The sequence below is a fragment of the Butyricicoccus sp. AM05-1 genome, from assembly GCF_003474415.1.
Classification (GTDB): Bacteria; Bacillota; Clostridia; order Oscillospirales; family Butyricicoccaceae; genus Agathobaculum; species Agathobaculum butyriciproducens.
In genome coordinates, this window is sequence record NZ_QUDG01000004.1 from 161,803 (window position 1) to 180,691 (window position 18,889).

12 protein-coding genes are annotated in these 18,889 nt (G+C 50.5%); 11 read left to right on the plus strand and 1 reads right to left on the minus strand.

The features are described 5' to 3' along the window. Positions 1-35 precede the first annotated feature (35 nt). From greA to DW088_RS16060, 7 genes are all read left to right on the plus strand, one after another. Positions 36-509, plus strand: a complete 474-nt coding sequence (gene greA / locus DW088_RS08045; RefSeq protein ID WP_117489347.1) for a transcription elongation factor GreA — start codon at positions 36-38, stop codon at positions 507-509. A 55-nt stretch (positions 510-564) separates the two neighbouring features. Then, positions 565-2,070, plus strand: a complete 1,506-nt coding sequence (gene lysS, locus DW088_RS08050; RefSeq protein WP_118360340.1) for a lysine--tRNA ligase — start codon at positions 565-567, stop codon at positions 2,068-2,070. A gap of 663 nt (positions 2,071-2,733) precedes the next feature. Next, complete coding sequence (locus DW088_RS08060; protein WP_118360341.1) at positions 2,734-3,060, plus strand: hypothetical protein; 327 nt, start codon at positions 2,734-2,736, stop codon at positions 3,058-3,060. 68 nt (positions 3,061-3,128) lie between these two features. Further along, on the plus strand, positions 3,129-3,956 hold the full coding sequence (locus tag DW088_RS08065) for a ParA family protein (protein ID WP_118360342.1): 828 nt from the start codon (positions 3,129-3,131) through the stop codon (positions 3,954-3,956). Continuing rightward, positions 3,910-4,851 (plus strand): ParB/RepB/Spo0J family partition protein, encoded by a 942-nt coding sequence (locus tag DW088_RS08070; protein WP_118360343.1) that lies wholly within the window; start codon positions 3,910-3,912, stop codon positions 4,849-4,851. Before DW088_RS08065 ends, DW088_RS08070 begins: the two co-directional genes overlap by 47 nt. 262 nt (positions 4,852-5,113) lie before the next feature. Then, a complete protein-coding gene (locus DW088_RS08075) occupies positions 5,114-8,383 on the plus strand; it encodes an S-layer homology domain-containing protein (RefSeq protein ID WP_118360344.1) in 3,270 nt (1,089 codons plus the stop codon). A gap of 108 nt (positions 8,384-8,491) precedes the next feature. Then, entirely contained in the window at positions 8,492-8,641 is a 150-nt protein-coding gene (locus tag DW088_RS16060; protein ID WP_199677249.1) for a hypothetical protein, read from the plus strand. Between the two features lie 200 nt (positions 8,642-8,841). Here DW088_RS16060 and DW088_RS08080 read toward each other — a convergent pair whose 3' ends face one another. Beyond that, the gene (locus tag DW088_RS08080) at positions 8,842-9,453 is read right to left on the minus strand and encodes a stalk domain-containing protein (RefSeq protein ID WP_118360345.1); all 612 of its coding nucleotides are present in this window, start codon (positions 9,451-9,453) and stop codon (positions 8,842-8,844) included. A 120-nt stretch (positions 9,454-9,573) separates the two neighbouring features. Between DW088_RS08080 and DW088_RS08085 the strand changes: the two genes are divergently transcribed. The 4 genes from DW088_RS08085 to DW088_RS16265 all read left to right on the plus strand — a co-directional run bounded on the left by DW088_RS08085 (position 9,574) and on the right by DW088_RS16265 (position 18,888). Continuing rightward, entirely contained in the window at positions 9,574-10,293 is a 720-nt protein-coding gene (locus DW088_RS08085) for a hypothetical protein (RefSeq protein ID WP_118360346.1), read from the plus strand. Next, positions 10,290-10,841, plus strand: coding sequence for a hypothetical protein (locus DW088_RS08090; RefSeq protein WP_118360347.1), 552 nt, complete (start codon positions 10,290-10,292; stop codon positions 10,839-10,841). Before DW088_RS08085 ends, DW088_RS08090 begins: the two co-directional genes overlap by 4 nt. 15 nt (positions 10,842-10,856) lie before the next feature. After that, on the plus strand, positions 10,857-11,306 hold the full coding sequence (locus DW088_RS16065) for a hypothetical protein (RefSeq protein WP_199677247.1): 450 nt from the start codon (positions 10,857-10,859) through the stop codon (positions 11,304-11,306). Positions 11,307-11,883: 577 nt separating this feature from the next. Then, on the plus strand, positions 11,884-18,888 hold the full coding sequence (locus DW088_RS16265; protein WP_442861179.1) for an N-6 DNA methylase: 7,005 nt from the start codon (positions 11,884-11,886) through the stop codon (positions 18,886-18,888). Position 18,889 lies beyond the last annotated feature (1 nt).

Here is an 18,889-nt window from a genome sequence, read left to right on the forward strand (position 1 = left end):
AAGCCGATGACACTGAGTAAGAAGGGTTTGCAAACATGGCAAAAGAAATTAAACTGACACAGGAAAGTCTGGACGCATATAAGGACGAACTGGAATATCTGAAAACTACCCGTGCGGATGAGGTTGCAGAGCAGCTGAAGGAAGCACGCTCCTTCGGCGACCTGTCCGAGAACGCCGAGTATGATGAAGCCAAGAACGAGCAGGGCAAGCTGTATTCCCGCATTGCCGAGCTTGAGGAGATCATCAAGCACGCAGTCGTTGTAACCGGCGACAGCTACGCTGCAGACGAGGTTTCTCCCGGCTGCCGCTTTATTGTTAAGGATCTCGAGGAGGACGAGGAAGAGGAGTACCACTTCGTCGGCTCTCAGGAGGCCGATCCGATGGACGGTAAGATCTCCGATGAGTCTCCGTTCGGCAAGGCTATGCTGGGCAAGAAGGTCGGCGATGTTGTTGAGGTCGAGGCACCGATCGGCATCGTAAAGTACGAGATCATCAAGATCGAGAAGTAATTCGATTCGTCCTAACGGACGTTAAATGTAAATCTATATGAAAGATGGGGAAGATATGGCAGAACAGCATCAGGCGCAGGATCAGCACGAGCAGACCGCGGAGGAACTGCACGAGCTGAAGCGCATTCGCCGCGAAAAGCTGGCAGAACTGCAGGCTGCGGGCAAGGACCCGTTCCAGCAGGTGCGCTTTGAGCGCGATCATTATACCACCGATATTCATGAGCATTTTGATGAGCTGGAAGGCAAGACCGTTCGTCTGGCAGGCCGCATGATGTCCAAGCGCATCATGGGCAAGGCTTCCTTCTCGGATATGCGCGACCGCTACGGCCGTCTGCAGCTTTATATCAAGCGCGACAACGTAGGCGAGGACGTATACAAGGGCTACAAGAAGTTCGATATCGGCGATATCATCGGTATCGAGGGCGAGGTATTCCGTACCCAGAAGGGTGAGATTTCGGTTTCCGTAACCGAGCTGACGCTGCTCTCCAAAAACCTTGCACCGCTGCCGGAGAAGTGGCACGGTCTGAAGGATACCGATATGCGTTACCGTCAGCGCTATGTTGACCTGATCGTCAACCCGGAGGTACGCGATACCTTTGAGAAGCGCTCCGCTATCGTGCGCGAGATCCGCAACTTTATGGATTCCCGCGGCTTTATGGAGGTTGAGACCCCGTGTCTGAACACCATTCCGGGCGGTGCTGCGGCTCGTCCGTTCATCACCCATCACAACGCGTTGGATATTGATATGTATCTGCGTATTGCGACCGAGCTGCACCTCAAGCGTCTGATCGTAGGCGGTCTGGAGCGCGTATACGAGATCGGTCGTATTTTCCGTAACGAGGGCATGGACACCAAGCACAATCCGGAGTTCACCACCATCGAGCTGTATCAGGCATACACCGATTACCACGGCATGATGGATATTACTGAGGACATGGTAATCCATGTCTGCGAAAAGGTTCTGGGCGGCACCAAGGTGATGTACCAGGGCACCGAGATCGACTTCACCAAGGGCTGGAAGCGCATGACCATGGCTGAGGCTGTCAAGGAGTATGCCGGCATCGACTTTATGGCACTCACTCCGGAGGAGGCGCTCGAGGCTGTCAAGGCCAAGGGCCTCGAAATCGAAAAGGGCAAGGAGAACTGGGGCGACCTGATGAGCCTGTGCTATGACGAGTACGTTGAGGAGAACCTCATGCAGCCGACCTTCATCACCGATTACCCGGTTGAGATTTCTCCGCTGGCAAAGCGCAAGCCGTCCGACCCGCGTCTGACCGAGCGCTTCGAGTGCTTTGTTTACGGCCGCGAGCTGTGCAATGCATTCTCCGAGCTGAACGACCCGATCGACCAGAAGGAGCGCTTTGAGCGTCAGGTTGCTCTGCGCGCCGCAGGCGACGAGGAAGCCGGCATGATGGACGAGGATTTCATCAACGCTCTGGAATACGGTATGCCTCCCACGGGCGGCATGGGCATGGGCATCGACCGTCTGGTCATGTTCCTGACCGACGCTGCATCCATTCGCGACGTTCTGCTGTTCCCGACAATGAAACCTTTGGACTAAAAAGTTCGAAAGTTGGCCGTGTTTGCAGGGTTTTCTGCATGATTATGATACAGAAAAGCTGGGCTGTATGCCAACGTGTGCCAAGCGTATGCCAATCCGTGTCGAAGTCGGCAGAATGCCCCAAAAATCACACATTTGCAAAAGTTTTACTGCCGCATCAGAGTAATCTGGTGCGGCGGTTTTTGCGTTTACAACTGATTTTGTGTGCCGAAAAATAACCTCTGTTTCCAATGTGGAAGCAGAGGCTTTTTTATGTCCAAAAATTTTTTGAAAAATCTCAAAAGTTTTTTATCAGTTTTTGAGGTTGAAGGTTGTAGTTGATTAGTGAGAGGCAAAGTTGATGGCCTCCCGCAAAACTGAATAACAGTCATCAGGTACGTTACCTGCACCGAGGGAAACCTCAAGCTGTTATCGACGGTGCGCCATGATTCCGGAAACGGAGGAGCGATCAAACTGATTCGATAGAAAGCCGGACTGCTACCGGCGGAGGCGATGAAATGTGCAAGGGATAATGATACTTCCGTAATTCGCGGCCCGGTCATAAAGAAGGCGGGGAGGTGAAATGCCTATGGAGCTGGTTCGCAGCCAGCCGCCTGATGATGCCCGGCACACAGAGCATAGAGAAGAACAGTGTGCGTACATAACAAAAAGGAGGAAAATGTTATGAATGAAGAATTAACTCTCGAAAAGCTCGCAGATCTGGCAGTTCACTATCCGGAGTACCTGATTGATGCGGCGGCAGAGCACTTTAACGGTGATGAATGTAAACTGGAGGCTATCGCGGTTGTGGTCAGTGGACTTAACGATCTGTATATGCCGAGTTCCACACTGCTCTTTATTCGGGTGCTTTCCAAAATGCTTGATATGGAAGTTGAACTTCCGGCTGAACTGATGGACAACCCGTATCTCTGCGCATGGTTTATGCGTGAATTCGCCTATTGGCTGCTTCAGTATGTGGATGACTACTGCAAGCTGTCGCAGGATGAGTGAGCGCCTGGGCGCTCACATACATAGCTGCCTGATTCAGACAGCTTAAAATGAGAAAGGAGGAAACCAATATGGAACAATGCAGAGTAATCGCAATTACCAATCAGAAAGGCGGCGTTGGAAAGACCACCACAACGGTAAATCTGGGTGTCGGCTTGGCGAAACAGGGAAAGCGAGTGCTGCTGATTGACGCAGACCCACAAGGCAGTTTAACAATCAGCCTTGGAGAGCGTAATCCGGATCAGCTGAGTGAAACACTCTCTGATGTAATGGAATGCGTCATCAACGATAAGTCGCTACCGGAGAACTTCGGATTGCTGAGAAGTACAGAGGGCGTTGACCTGATGCCTGCGAATATCGAGCTGTCCGGTACAGAAGTCGGCTTGTTCAATGTGATGAGCCGAGAGTATGTGCTGAAAAGCTACATTGATTCGGTCAGCAAAAACTATGACTATATCCTGATTGACTGTATGCCGTCCCTTGGCATGATGACCATCAATGCGCTGGCAGCGGCTGACCGGGTGATTATCCCGTCGCAGCCGAGTTTTCTGTCAACGAAAGGTCTGAATCAGCTGATGCACTCGGTTGCCAAGGTCAAACGCCAGATCAATCCACGTCTGAACATCGATGGCATTCTATTGACGATGGTGGATAACCGAACTAACAACGCAAAAGCCATTTCTACAGCGCTGAGAGCCGCTGTAAGCGATCGAGTCCGTGTCTTTGATACGCAGATACCCTTTTCCGTCCGTGCTGCTGAAAGCACCCAGGAAGGGCAAAGTATCTTTGCCTATGATAAGGGCGGAAAGGTTGCAGCTGCGTATGAGGCGGTGACGAAGGAGGTGTTGGAGCATGAGTCGAAAGAAAGACATCGATCTCGATCTGACGGGGTTCGCTGAACTGTTTATGAATGATGAGGGACGAGCAGAAAGTCGCTTGCCTCGCATCTATGATATCCCCTTATCTGAGATCGACGATTTCCCGAACCACCCATTCAAAGTTAAAATGGACGAGGACATGAACCAGCTTGTGCAGAGCGTGAAAGAGCGCGGCGTTATTACACCGATTACGATCCGCCAGAAAGAAGATGGCCGGTATGAAATCGTATCAGGGCATCGACGACGAAAGGCTTGTGAACTGTCCGGTCTGGAGCGCGTTCCCGCAGAAATTAAGGAGCTGTCCAGAGATGAAGCAATCATCCTGATGGTAGAATCCAATTTGCAGCGCTCAATCATTCTTCCGAGTGAAAAGGCATTCAGCTACAAGATGCGTCTGGAGGCGATGAAGCGACAGGGACAGAGAACGGATTTAACTTTGTCCCCAGTGGGGACTAAGTCCGGACGTAGTTCAGAAGTAATTACAGCAGAAACAGGTGACAGCAGAAATCAGATTTATCGCTATATCCGTCTGACAGAGCTAATTCCTGAATTGCTGGATATGGTTGACGAGAACAAGATCGCTTTTCGCCCTGCCGTTGAACTCTCCTATTTGACGGAAACGGAACAGCACAATCTTCTGAACAGCATCAGCTACAATGATGCCACGCCATCACTCCCGCAAGCCATTCGGCTCAAAGAGTTCTCCAAAGCTGGAAAGCTGAGTGCGGAGGTCATCGAAGCGATTCTTGGTGAGGAAAAGCCAAACCAGAAAGAGAAAATCAGCTTCAAGGCAGAACGGCTGCGTCCGTATATTCCCTCGACAGTGCCGCTGGAGAAAACCGAGGATTATATCATCAAGGCGCTGGAGTATTATCAGCGTGTACAGGAGCGCAAGAAAAGAGAACAAGCAAGATAACCTCTATCATGGGGAAAGTATGCCCATTTGCGGTACAACTCTCCCTCTTCCCCGCTCTTTCATTCCCCCTCTCACACTCTCCCCTTTAGTAAACCATCTGTATTACTACCTGAGAAGTAATTATAGGGGCTGCAAAATCGCGAAGGAGGTGGTTGCAATGTAGCTATGATTGGACACAAGAAAACAGCGGCGGATTTTCCTCCACAGCAAGGACTGTGGAGTTTTTTCATGCCGCAAATCAAGACAAACGGAGGTATCTCAAATGAAAGCTAGAACGAAAAAGTTCGGCACGAGAGCCGTTGCCATGCTGCTTTCGGCAATGACGGCATTCTCAACGTTTCCTGTTTCGGCTGGTGCTGCCCAAGTGAACAGTTATCATGATCCTGCGGAGCACTGGATGCAGGCTTCTGGTCGAACGAATGAGCTGGATGTCAATGCGGTTGTAACGCATGAAACCTTCAATTGCGGCGTATGCGGCAAGGCAACTTCTTTTCAGGCGTTCCGGACTCCGGAGTATACGAGGGACGGCCAGACTGCTATGAACCGGAATGTGAAATATTCGGACGGTACGATGGTCGGCGGCTCGGGTACGGGCACGATCCTGGATGGCGTTCCCGGTCAGAACGCGAGCTATACGGGTTATCACTGGACGAAAGCAGTATGTGAGACCTGCGGTACGATCAACAGCAACATGAGCATTAACGATTATGGTTTCGGCAAGAACGTCTATTGGCTCTATGACTGTGACTCGAAATTCATGCAGGAACTGCCCGAACAGAAAACCTATGAGTATGTGGACAGTACCTATCACAAGGTCACAACGACCGGCGGTGAGTATTGCGCGTTCTGTTACGGCACGAATCACACCAAGAGCAGTGTTCTGGAACGGCATGACATGGAGAAAGAAATCCTTTCTCAGCCTGCCAATGGCCGGTTTGCCATCGTAGAGAAGTGCAAGGACTGCGACTACGCAAAATACGAGTATGTGGGTGCAAAGTCCGTTGTTGCCAGCTACTACGGTGTTGTGGACGGAGCACCGCACACCATCAGTGTGACAGACCTTTCTGATGCCGGTGTACGCACGGAAATCCGCTACGGCAACAGTGCAGACAGCTGCACAATGACCAGCGCGCCGAACTATACCGACAAGGGACAGTACGATGTGTATTATCAGATTACCTACACCTATCAGGGCGTAGAGATGACCGAGAACGGTGTAGCAAACGTCTGGCTGCATGATGAAACCACTAAGGATGACGGTAAGTGCAGCTGCGGCTGCTCAGACCCGAACTGCGGCTGCGAGGATAAAAACTGCGGCGGCAACTGCTGCACAGATAAAGGCTGCGGAGAAAAGCATCACTTCACGCTGCTGGATTCCGTAAAGGCCGGCTGCAAGACGCTGGGTTATGATCGCTATTTATGCACAGCCTGTGGAAAGATCGAAAAGCGCGATTATGTAGATTCTCTGGGTCATGCATGGCAGAGTGTAAAGATTCGCGAAGCCACCTGCGAAACGGAAGGCAAGCTACTAGCAATCTGCTCTCGCTGTGGTGAAATGAAAGAAACGGCAATGCCCAAGGGTGAGCACAAGTTTGAAACCCATTCGGTTGCGGCTACCTGCACCAATCCCGGCTATACCGTTCGTGAGTGCTCGATTTGCGGAGAGCGGCACATCGAAGATATTACTGCGACTCTGGCACACAAGTACGAAGACCATGTGATTCCCGCCACCTGTGAATATGGCGGCAAGACCATTCATCGCTGCGATGGCTGCGGCAGTGCATTCGTAACAGATTATACGGAACCGCTCGGCCATAGCTGGGACAAGGGTACTCTGGTGACGAATGCAACCTGCACCGGTGAGGGCGTGATGGAATATCACTGCGTTCGCTGCGGTGAGCACAAAATCGAGGGAAATGCTGCTGCCGGTCATGTTCCCGGTTCTGCGGCTACCTGTACGGAGCCTCAGCTTTGTACAAAATGCGGTGCGGTTCTGAATAAGGCACTGGGCCATGACTATAAGACCGAAATCACTAAGCCGACTTGCACGGAGATGGGTTACACCATGATGACCTGTACTCGCTGCGGCGATTCCAGCAAGACCGATTATACCAAGGCAACCGGTCACAAGCCGGGTGACTGGATCATCGATAAGCAGCCTACTGCGGACTCCGAAGGCAGCAAGCACAAGGAGTGTACTGAGTGCGGCGAAAAGCTGGATACGCAGCCGATCGAGAAAATCTACAACAGCGGTATGACTGACAGCAAGGGCCAGGCTGTTGTGGGCGGTTATCTGGTGACGGTAACGGATACGGAGGATAAAACGCCTGTTTCCAATGCGTCCGTGGTGCTGAACAAGGACAACAGCATTTCCATCCGTCTGCCGAACAGCAGACTGCTGGACTATGATGATCAGACCACTGTTCTGGTACAGCTGGTAAAGGATAAGAGCGCCGTTCAGGGTATGCGTATCGCTGTGACCGACAAGAATGATAACTATGCAGCAGATCAGACCGACAAGGCCGGTCAGATTACGGTTCCCATTGGAAACGGAAAGACCAACGAGGATGGCAAGATTACGGAGGGTTACGAAGATGCAGATCGTGACCGCTGGACGCTGACGATCAAGGTGGTTCACACTGACACCGGACGTCCGATTCAGGGTTCTGAGGTGTCCATTGGCAAGACCGGCAATATTACGGTTGAACTGCCCAAGGGCGTTGATATGGACAGCAAACATCAGGTGACGGTGATTGTAACCGACCCGCAGAAGGTGCCGCAGAAGAATATCAATGTGATTGTGAAGAACGATCTGGGTGACAAGGCCACCGGCAAGACTGATAAGAACGGTGAGGTTACGGTTCCCGAAGTCGAGAGAACGGAACATCACAGCGCTTATGTCGTTGGCTATACGGATGGTACGTTCGGACCGGAACGTAATATGACCCGCAGCGAAGCAGCAGCGATTTTTGCACGACTGCTGGCGGATAAGAATGGGGGCAACATTTCCCCTGTGGCAAAGACCAAGTTCAGTGATGTGCCTGCGTATGCGTGGTACAGCGGTTATGTGAAATATCTGAACAACAATGGCGTGACCTATGGCAACAGCAAGACCAACTTTGCACCGGACAAGCAGATTACCCGTGCCGAGTTTACCACTCTGGCGGTTCGCTTCTTTGATGTGTACGGCGATGGCGATGCTGAAATCATGGAACAGTTCAAGAGCTTTGATGATGTGAGCGACGGCTACTGGGCGGCAGAGTATATTAAGGCAGCTGCAAAGCATGGCTGGATCACCGGCTATGGGGACGGTTCGTTCCGCGCTGACCGTCAGATTACCCGCGCAGAGGTCATGACGATTGTGAACCGACTGCTTGGACGTGCGGCTGATCTGGAGTATGTCAGCGATAATCTGAGGAAGCTGAATACCTTCCCGGATGTAAGCCGCCGTTACTGGGCGTACAGTGATATTCTGGAAGCAGCAAACGCACACAATGCCATTCTGGGCACTGAGGAAAGCTGGTACAAGTAAGGCTTTCCAGTGGTCTGTCAATCGACAGGCCACATACATACCGTTTGCATATTTGCAAACACTTCTTACGGCATATATGATGAAGTCAAGAGAAAGGAGTGCTTGCAAATGTTCAAACGAGAGAATACAGTTCAGCTGGAAATCACATATAAGGAATTGCAGATGCTCCGGAGATATCTGCTCATCTGGAGAAATAAGCTGCTGGCGCAGGGACATATTACCGATCCGGTTGATGAACTGCTGGTCAAACTGGGCTGAAAAGCAAATAGACTTACATACATCGGCTGCTGCTTGTGCAATGGCCGATGTTCTTTTATCCGGGAGGAGGATTGAAAATGAGAAAGCGTGTAATCTGCGGCACAGCGGCAGCAGCGACTGTCATTGGTGTATTGCTTTGGCGCTGGTGGCGAAAGTAGAACAACACCCTGTCCATTATGGACAGGGTGTTGTTATGAGAATTACTTGATCCAGACAGAGGCGGGGTCGAAGTTGCTGAATGTGCAGCCGGATTGTGCAAAGGCAGTGCCGAGATTATAAGAACCAAAGCTGAAATACATGGTGATTTCGGAGCCGAGGAGGTCAGACTGAGCCTTCAAAGCCATTTGTTCTGCCTGCGCCTTCAGATCAGCGGCATTCATTGACTTCCACCAGCTTTTGAATTTGTCCATGGAAAGCGGGCCGGAATAAACGGCAGTGAAGATATGCTCATTACCGTATCGGGTGACCGGCTTTTCCGTGACCGTCCACTGAGAGGAAAAACTGCCAGTGCTATTGGTGGTTCGTGCAGCACCGACTACAGTAGCCATGTTTTTGGCGGAATCATAACCGACGGTCAGACCGTATGCTTCAGCCAGCGCACGAACCGGTGCATAGGTCGTGCCGTTGTAGGTGAAAACAAGAGCATCACGGCCCTGTGCATCTTTAGGCTGAAAAACCTCGCCATTGACCATGACCTGTGCTGGCTGGACGTTGAGGGTGATAAGACCGCCGGCTGCAAAGGCGGAAACTGTTGCAGAACTGATCAGCAGAGCCGCTAATGCACCGGACAGAAAGTATGTAATTCGTTTCATGGGAGTACCTCCGATTCATTTTGATGAATTTAGTGTAAAGGCGAAACTGCACAAGCGCAAAGGTACGGCTACATACACTGCAAGCAGCGTATGAAATCACATAGATGAGGAGGAAAGACGATGGATATTGAAGTAAGACCTGCCACAAAGACCGAGCAGATGTACTGCTATACGCAGTCTGACCAGATTATGGGACAGACCGGCTGCATCGGTCATTTGCGTGCAGATATGGGTGACAGTGGCGATCAGTTCTTTCATGACTGGACCAGTCATTGCGAAAGGCTTCTGACGCCCGAGTTTGATGACGAGTTGAATCAGGTAATCAATCATCTGAGAGAAGATGGCGGTTTTTTGAAAAGCAGAGCGGCGGTATCAGCGTACTGTTACCGTCAGATCGACAGTGCGATTGATCTTTCCAGTCAGGATTTCGCGTTCCGTGCGGATACAAAGGATTATTCTTATCTTCTGCGGCTGAATCCACAGAAAGGAATGTATACGGTTTACTGCTACTGCTACAAGAGAGAGTTTCTGGACCATCATTTGCATCAGGCAGAAAAAGGGATTCGCTTTATCACATCGGATTATACGGCGCTCTTTCGCCTGCCAGATGGCGGTAAAATTCGTATCCTGCGGCAAGACGGAACCCATATAGACAGGGTTTGCAGGTACATCGACGATTACCATGTAGAAATCGGCTCCAGCTGGGACTCGATATATCATATCTGCCAGTTTGCCGAACAGATGGAACGTTGCCATAACACGGTGCTGCCGCTGGATACGATGGAGAATACTACCCGAAATACACGCAGCCGCCCAAAGGATCGAGGTGATGCGCGATGACAGAGCCGAAATACCTGATTTGGAGCAATTACTCGTTGGATTACGAGGATTGGCGTGAGGACCTGGAGGCAGAGTATCCCGAACTTTCCGAACAGGAACGGGAGGAAAAGATGTATGAACGGAATAGCGAATATCTGGACGATGAACGCATGAATCTCGATATTCAGCTGGATAAGCCGATTCTGGTGATTGTCGATCTCGGCCTCTGGAATGGACGTTACAGCGGCTACAAGGAAATCAAGAGCGGCAACATCAAGGACTGCCTGTTCTCGGAGTGCGACTATGTAACCTGGTATGTTGACAGGCTGGGTGATATGCGCTGTGATGCGGTTCACCATGATGGCACCAACCATTATCTCTATCGAACCTATAAGGACGGTGTCAGCGATGCGCAGATTGAGAATCTGAAAGAGAAAATTTATCGCGGCACCGCAACAAGGGCGGATATTACGCGCATAACTCGCCGGCTGGGCGATGAAATCGGCAAGGTCTATGGCTGGGATTTCCCGAAACAGAGCTTGTCAAGTGTGCAAAGAGATGCACGATGATGGAGGAAGGAGCGTATGGATAAGAACGCAGCACTGTGCGTGTATCTGAAGAAATATCACACCGGAAAAGAAAAAGCTGTTCCGAGCACAGAGCTGGAGCAGCTTTTTTCCTTGAACGGGCGTAACCTGCGCCGCAAGATCAATCGCTTGCGTCAGGATGGCGTTCCTATTTGCAGTGACCGGAGCGGATACTACTTTGCAGCAAATCAGGAAGAAGTGAATGCGACGGTCTTTCGTTTGACTGGACTGGTGACGAAAATATCCAATGCCCGGACAGGACTGCTGTATTCTTCGCTTTTAGGAGAGCTGCCGATTCCTGTTGAAGTGACAATTCAGATTGATGATGGAGGTGAGCGAGATGCCGAGCAAGTATCAGGTGATCACGGAGATGGAGGCGGAACATCTGCGGACTTTGACAGTGGATACGAATCACTATATGGACTTCTTGACCACTGCGGCGAATAATTTCAAATATTCGTTTCAAGAGCAGCTGCTGATTTTCGCACAGAAGCCTGATGCGACAGCCTGCGCCGAAGTCAGCTGGTGGAATAAGCATGGCCGCTGGGTTAATCGCAATACCAAAGGCATTGCGCTGCTGGTCGATACGGATGCACCGTATAAGCTGCGTCATGTGTTTGATGTATCCGACACCAACAGCAGAGCGGGCAAAGAAGTTCCCATCTGGAAGATGGAACAGAGATTCGTTGAGCCTGTCAAAAAGGTTTTGGCAGAACGATATGAGGTTGATACCCATGAGTCACTGGAGGATTGTCTGCTCAATGTGGCGGTCACATTCGTTAATGATAATTATCAGGATTATCTGGCAGAGCTGATGGAGGCAAAAGCGGGCAGCCTGCTGGAAAAGCTGGACGAGGACAATACACGCCTACAAATGCTGACCGCACTCAGTTACAGTGTCGGCTATATGCTGCATATCCGCAGTGGACTTCCGGGCAGAGCATATTTCGGAAATTCTCTGGACAAGATCTGCAATTTTAATACGCCAGAGGTTATCTCTATTCTGGGAGCAGCAGTCAGTGATATGTCTGAGGTTCTGCTCCGCGAAATCGCAGTATTAGTGCAGGATTTGCAGCGAGAAGAAAGAAATCAGAATCGCACATTTGAGGTTCCGGCGGACAGCCGGTATGATGTGAACAGAACAGCAACAACAGAAGGGAGCGCTGAATATGGAAGTGACCTACCACAAGGAGGGCGAGTATTACCTGCCGGATCTGATCGTGCCGGAGACACCGAAGGTTGGGAGGTATGGAATGCTGCGGCGGAGATTCCTTCGGGAGAACCGGAACGGCACGTACACAGCGATGCTGCTGACCGGCAAGCTGAATCAGCATCTGGAGGAGATCGACCGTCAGGCGAACGAGATGATGGGAACGCTGACCGCGCAGATGTCAAAGCAGGAGGGCGTGAACGAGAGCCTGAAAGCGGAGAACCAGATGAAGTGGGTCGGGCTGATGAACAACATCCAGGCAGCAGCGGAGGAAATCGTGCTGAAGGAACTGGTGTACCGGTAACGCGAGATATTGGCGCTGCCACGATGCGGGCCGTTGGCTTGACCGGATTGGAGGTCTTTCACGATGAGTGGTACAAGGACTCCAAGGCGCCATATTACCACTCCGATGAGGAAAAGAATGAGCTGCTGCGTACCAGTGATGCGCTGAAAGGCCATCGGACAGAAATCGCTTCATTTTTTGCTGACCATGAGGACAAGAATGAACGTGTAGATTTTATCAAAACGTTCTTTGATAACACGTTCACCGAAATGATACTGAGTAACGGTCAGCGGGCAGGCTATCGAGCATTTGACACAGTGTTTATGATGTGGCGAGGCTCGGCAAGCGACCCGGAGCAGAGAGTGATTATGAAGTGGAGCACGGTTGCAGACCATATTACCGGAATGATCGTGCTGCATGAGTGGCTTTCACCGGATGAAGCAGTTTTTCCCAGCGTAAATGAACAGCTTTCTCTGATTGGCGAAGCCGAGTCCAAAAAAGACTCGGCTTTTGTTATGCCGCAAGAGGCGATTGATTATGTACTCAGCAGTGGCAGCGGATTTGAAGACGGAAAACGGCGCATCTACCAACAGTTTCTCAAGCAGGAAGGAACAGAAGCGAATGTTCGGTTTCTGCGGCGAGAGTACGGAATCGGCGGCCATTCTGATGCCATTCCCGGTACAGACTACTGGCTGGAGTATGATGCAAAGGGGCTTCACCTCAGCAAACTGCATGATGACGGCAGCAAGGCAGTTAATCTGTCCTGGAATGTTGTTGAGAAGCGCATTGGTGAGTTGATTGCACTGGGACGGTATCTGAGTAAGGCAGAAATTGAGCGAATCAGTGCGGAACAGTCTTCAACGAAAGCGGATCAATCGACTGCTGCCCCGGCAAATGAAGAAGAACCGGTGCAGCGGCACTACTCACTTGGCGATAAGGTATATCTGGGCGTTAAAGAATATGAAATTCTTGCAATCGACGATCATATGGTTCGGTTGTATGATTCGGAGTACCCGCTGTTCAACGAAGAACTGAGCCGCAGTGACTTTGATCGGCGCATTGCAGAAAATCCGCTGAATGACCAGCCGAAAGAAAACAGTGGCGAGCAGGCAGCCGGTGTAAAACCGCAAGCAATTGGTCGATTGGACTATCTGGACTCGAATGGACATGTCGGAGAGCAGGTGGAATATGATGACGAAATCCAGCTTGTCGAGCAAGTCAAAGAAGACGTAGATACAGGTGCACCGTTTACCATTACCTTGTATCGTGACCAGAACGGCACTACCATTCCACAGGATTTCTTGACAGACCTTGGAACACCGCCAAAGGGCTTTGCAGTCGTGGACTACGCAGAGGGACACAGAGAATATCTGCTGAACGAAAGCATACGCATGATCAACCTGTACGCGCTGGAGTGCTTTGAGGAGAAAGCGGATTTCAGCGATCTAACCGCAGTTCCGCTGGCGTATAGCACATCGGGTGATGGTGAGCATAGTATTCAGGTGGATGTAGATCTTGAGAACAGTCGTATGCTTTATGCGGTGGACAATGAAGAAATTGCCCGGATTCAGTTTGCGGATTTGGGTGACCTGAATGAGTCCCTTGCAAATATGACATTCGATGAACTCATTGCCTTTGGTGAAAACGAGTATGCTGCACAGCGCCAGAAGCCAGAGCAACCGAAGGAAACTTTGCTTATACCACCAGCTGCAAGGAAAAAGGAGATAGCGGCACCGCTGACACTGCTGCCGGAAATTCCGGATGCAGAACGCGCAGAGTACCATATTTCCAATGATCTGCTGGGTGTCGGAACGCCGAGGGAGCGATATGCACGAAATATCCGTGCCATTACCACGCTGAAAAAAGTGGAGGCCGAACACCGGCTGGCAACGCTACAGGAGCAGGAAGAACTTGCTCAATATGTTGGCTGGGGTGGGCTGTCAGACTGTTTCGATGAGCGCAACAGCCATTATGCCGAGTTGAAAGCACTGCTATCCGATGACGAGTACGAAGCCGCGCGCGAATCGACGCTGACAGCGTTCTACACACCGCCTGTTGTGATTCGGTCGATGTATCAGGTTTTAGAAAGGCTTGGATTCCAGCGTGGTAATATTCTGGAGCCGTCCTGCGGTGTTGGCAATTTCATCGGTATGCGTCCGGATAATCTGTCCGACTCGAAAATCTATGGCGTGGAGCTGGACAGCATCAGCGGACGAATCGCGCAGCAGCTATATCAGAAATCGTCTATCGCTGTTCGTGGGTTTGAAAAAACAGATCTGCCGGACAGCTTTTTTGATGCCGCCATTGGTAATGTGCCGTTTGGCTCTTTTAAGATTGTGGACAAGCGGTATGACAAGTATAACTTCCTGATCCACGACTATTTCTTTGCCCGCACTATGGATAAGGTGCGGCCCGGCGGTATTATCGCGTTCATCACCAGTAAAGGCACGATGGATAAGGAAAATCCGTCTGTACGCAAATATCTGGCACAACGAGCGGAGCTGCTCGGAGCAATCCGACTGCCCAATAATACGTTCAAGGATGCAGCGGGAACAGAAGTCACCACAGATATTCTCATTTTGCAAAAACGTGATCGCATGGTCGATCAGCTGCCGGAATGGGTCAACCTTGGCATTGATGTAAATGGTTTGCCCATGAATCAGTATTTTGTAGATAATCCGAATATGGTGCTTGGAACCATGCAGGAAGTGAGCGGTCCATATGGTCCGGAAACGGCCTGCTTGCCGACTAACGGCAGCAGTCTGGAAGAGCTCTTGACGGATGCAATTCAAAATATCAATGGGTCTGTGATGGAGTACGAAGTTGATGACCCGGAAAGTGAGGAGGAAGATCGCTCTATCCCGGCTGACCCGTCCGTACGCAACTTCAGCTTTACTGTTGTAGATGGTCAAGTCTATTATCGGGAAAACAGCATCATGCACCCGGTCGATTTGTCTGTAACCGGCGTAAACCGAGTTAAAGGCTTAATTGCAATCCGCGAGTGTGTCCGTAAGCTGATCGAATATCAGACAGAAGATTACCCGGACACAATGATTCAGCAGGAACAGACTAACTTGAATGCCCTGTACGATGCATTTGAGAAGAAGTATGGGCGCATCAATACCAGAGCAAACAAATCTGTTTTTGCTGATGACAGTTCCTTCTGCCTGCTTTCTTCCTTGGAAGTGCTGGATGACGAGGGAAACTTCGTGCGCAAGGCAGATATGTTCAGCAAGCGCACAATCCGGCAGCACACGGAGATTACCAGCGTTGATACCGCCTCGGAAGCTCTGGCAGTTTCTATGGGCGAAAAGGCAAAGGTGGATATGCCGTATATGATGCAGCTGACAAGTAAAACGGAAGAAGAAGTATTTGCAGATCTCAGTGGTGTCATTTTTCGGAATCCGCTCTATGAGGAGAACGGCACTCAGGCGAAATACCTGACCGCAGATGAGTACCTTTCGGGCAATGTGCGTGAAAAATTGGCGGTGGCGCGGAGACTGGCAGAAAGTGAGCCGGTATTTGCAGCGAATGTGACCGCGTTGGAAGAAGTTCAGCCAACGGACCTGACTGCAAGCGAGATTTCGGTTCGTCTTGGCGCAACATGGCTTCCGGAAGATGTGGTGCAGGAATTCATGTATCAGCTGCTGGACACGCCGTATTACGCACAGTGGAAAGTGAAGGTGCATTATTCCCGCTACACCGGCGGGTGGAATGTAGAGGGCAAGTCCTATGACCGCAGCAATATCAACGCGATCAGCACCTATGGTACAGATCGTGTAAATGCTTATAAGATCATTGAGGATACACTGAATTTGCGGGATGTGCGTGTTTTCGACTATGTGGAAGACGAAAACGGAAAACGAGTACCGATCCTGAATAAGAAAGAAACAGCAATTGCACAGGGTAAGCAAGAATTGATTAAGCAAGCGTTTCAGGACTGGATTTGGAAAGACCAGCCGAGAAGAGAACGGCTGTGCAAGCTCTACAATGAGCAGTTCAACGCATTGCGACCCCGTGAGTATGATGGAACTCACTTGAAATTTGTTGGTATGAACCCCGAAATCCAGCTCCGGCAGCATCAGCTGAACGCAGTTGCACACATTCTCTACGGAGGCAATACGCTGCTTGCACATGTTGTGGGAGCAGGGAAAACCTTCGAAATTGTTGCCGCAGCTCAGGAGAGCAAACGGCTTGGACTGTGCCGAAAATCGCTGATTGTCGTGCCGAATCACCTGACAGAACAGTGGGCGGCAGAGTATTTACAGCTGTACCCTTCTGCCAACATTCTGGTTGCAACAAAGAAAGACTTTGAAAAAAAGAACCGCAAACGCTTCTGCGGCAGAATTGCAACCGGCGATTTTGATGCCGTTATTATTGGCCACAGCCAGTTTGAAAAGATTCCAATGTCCGTTGAGCGGCAGCGTTATATTCTGGAGCAGCAGTACCATGAAATCATGGACGGTATCCGAGAACTGAAAGAACAGAACGGAGATCGTTTCTCGGTCAAGCAGTTGGAACACTCTAAAAAAGCAGTGCAGGCAAAGCTGAATAAGCTGAACGACCAGAGCCGGAAAGATGACCTTGTTACCTTTGAAGAACTAGGTATTGATCGACTGTTTGTGGACGAGGCACATTACTATAAAAACCTTGCCGCATTTTCTAAGATGCGGAATGTGGGCGGTATCAGTCAGACGGAGGCGATGAAATCCAGTGATTTGTATATGAAAAGCCGTTATCTGGACGAGATTACTGGTGGCAGAGGCACAGTATTTGCGACGGGCACCCCAATCAGCAACAGCATGGTGGAGATGTACACGATGCAGAAATATCTTCAGTATGGAACGCTCAAAGAGAAAAACCTGCTGCACTTTGATGCCTGGGCAAGCACCTTTGGCGAAACTGTTACTGCCATTGAACTGGCACCGGAGGGGACTGGGTATCGAGCGAAAACACGCTTTGCCCGGTTTTATAACTTGCCGGAGCTGATGTCGATGTTTAAGCAGACGGCGGATATTCAAACGGCGGATATGCTCAAGCTGCCGGTACCGAAAGCAAATTATCACAATGTTGTGCTGAAACCGTCGGCGTATCAGGTGGAAATGGTAAAGGACCTCTCGGAACGAGCTGAGCGTGTGCGTAATCGTATGGTTGATTCCAGCGTAGACAATATGCTGCTTATCACCAACGATGGCCGTAAGCTGGCACTGGATCAGCGACTGATGAACCCTATGCTGCCAGACGATGAGAATGGCAAAGTCAGTGCCTGTGCAAAGAATGTATTTGAAATCTGGCAGAAAACTGCGGAACAGAAATCAACACAAATGGTGTTCTGCGACCTGTCAACGCCGCATAACGATGGAAATTTCAATGTCTATGATGGCATTCGGGATAAACTGCTGGATATGGGTATTCCCAAAGATCAGATTGCCTATATTCATAATGCAGCCAGTGAGGCGCAGAAGAAGGAACTGTTCGGCAAAGTCCGCAGCGGCGAAATCCGAGTGCTGATTGGCTCAACGCAGAAAATGGGTGCCGGTACGAATGTCCAGAAAAAGCTTATCGCCCTGCACCATGTCGATTGCCCGTGGCGACCGTCCGATTTACAGCAGCGCGAAGGCCGCATTATCCGTCAGGGCAATGAGAACCCGGAAGTTGAGATTTACACCTATGTAACAGAGAATACATTCGACAGCTACCTCTATCAGATGGTTGAGGGAAAGCAAAAGTTCATTGGTCAGGTCATGACTTCCAAAGCACCGGCCCGATCGGCGGAGGATATTGATGAAACAGCATTATCTTATGCCGAGGTGAAAGCACTTTGTACCGGTAATCCGTATATCAAGGAAAAGATGGATCTGGACATTGCAGTTCAACGGCTGAAAATGCTGAAAGCAAGCCATTTGAGCCAGAGATATGCACTGGAGGATAAGATCGCAAAAGCGTTTCCCGATCAGATTGCGGCGCTGGAACAGAAAATCAGCGGATACAAGAGTGATATTGAGCTGCGAGAGGCACAGACAATGCCGAATGAAGACGGTTTTTCTTCAATGGAGGTCGAGGGAACCGCCTATATCGAAAAGAAAGCTGCGGGCAGCGCATTGCTGGCAGCGGCGCATAATATGACAAGCCCTGATGCGATTCCAATCGGAATGTATCGGGGCTTTGCCATGGTCCTCTCGTTTGACACCTTTGCAAAGGAGTATCGACTGAATCTGAAAGGCCAGCTCAGTCATCCGATTTCTCTTGGTACAGACCTGTTTGGCAATATCCAGCGCATTGATAATATGCTTGCCGGATTGGAGAGCGATCTCCGGCAGTGCGAAGCACAGCTGGATAATGCAAGGGTTCAACTGTCCAATGCCAAGGCGGCAGTGGACAAGCCGTTCCCGCAGGAAGATGAACTGAAAACCAAGCTGGCACGACTGGATGAACTGAACATTCTACTCAATCTGGATAAGCGGGAGAATGAAATTGTGGACGGCGAACCCGATGAGGGGGAGCCGAAAGAAAAGAAACGCGAAATGGAACGATGAG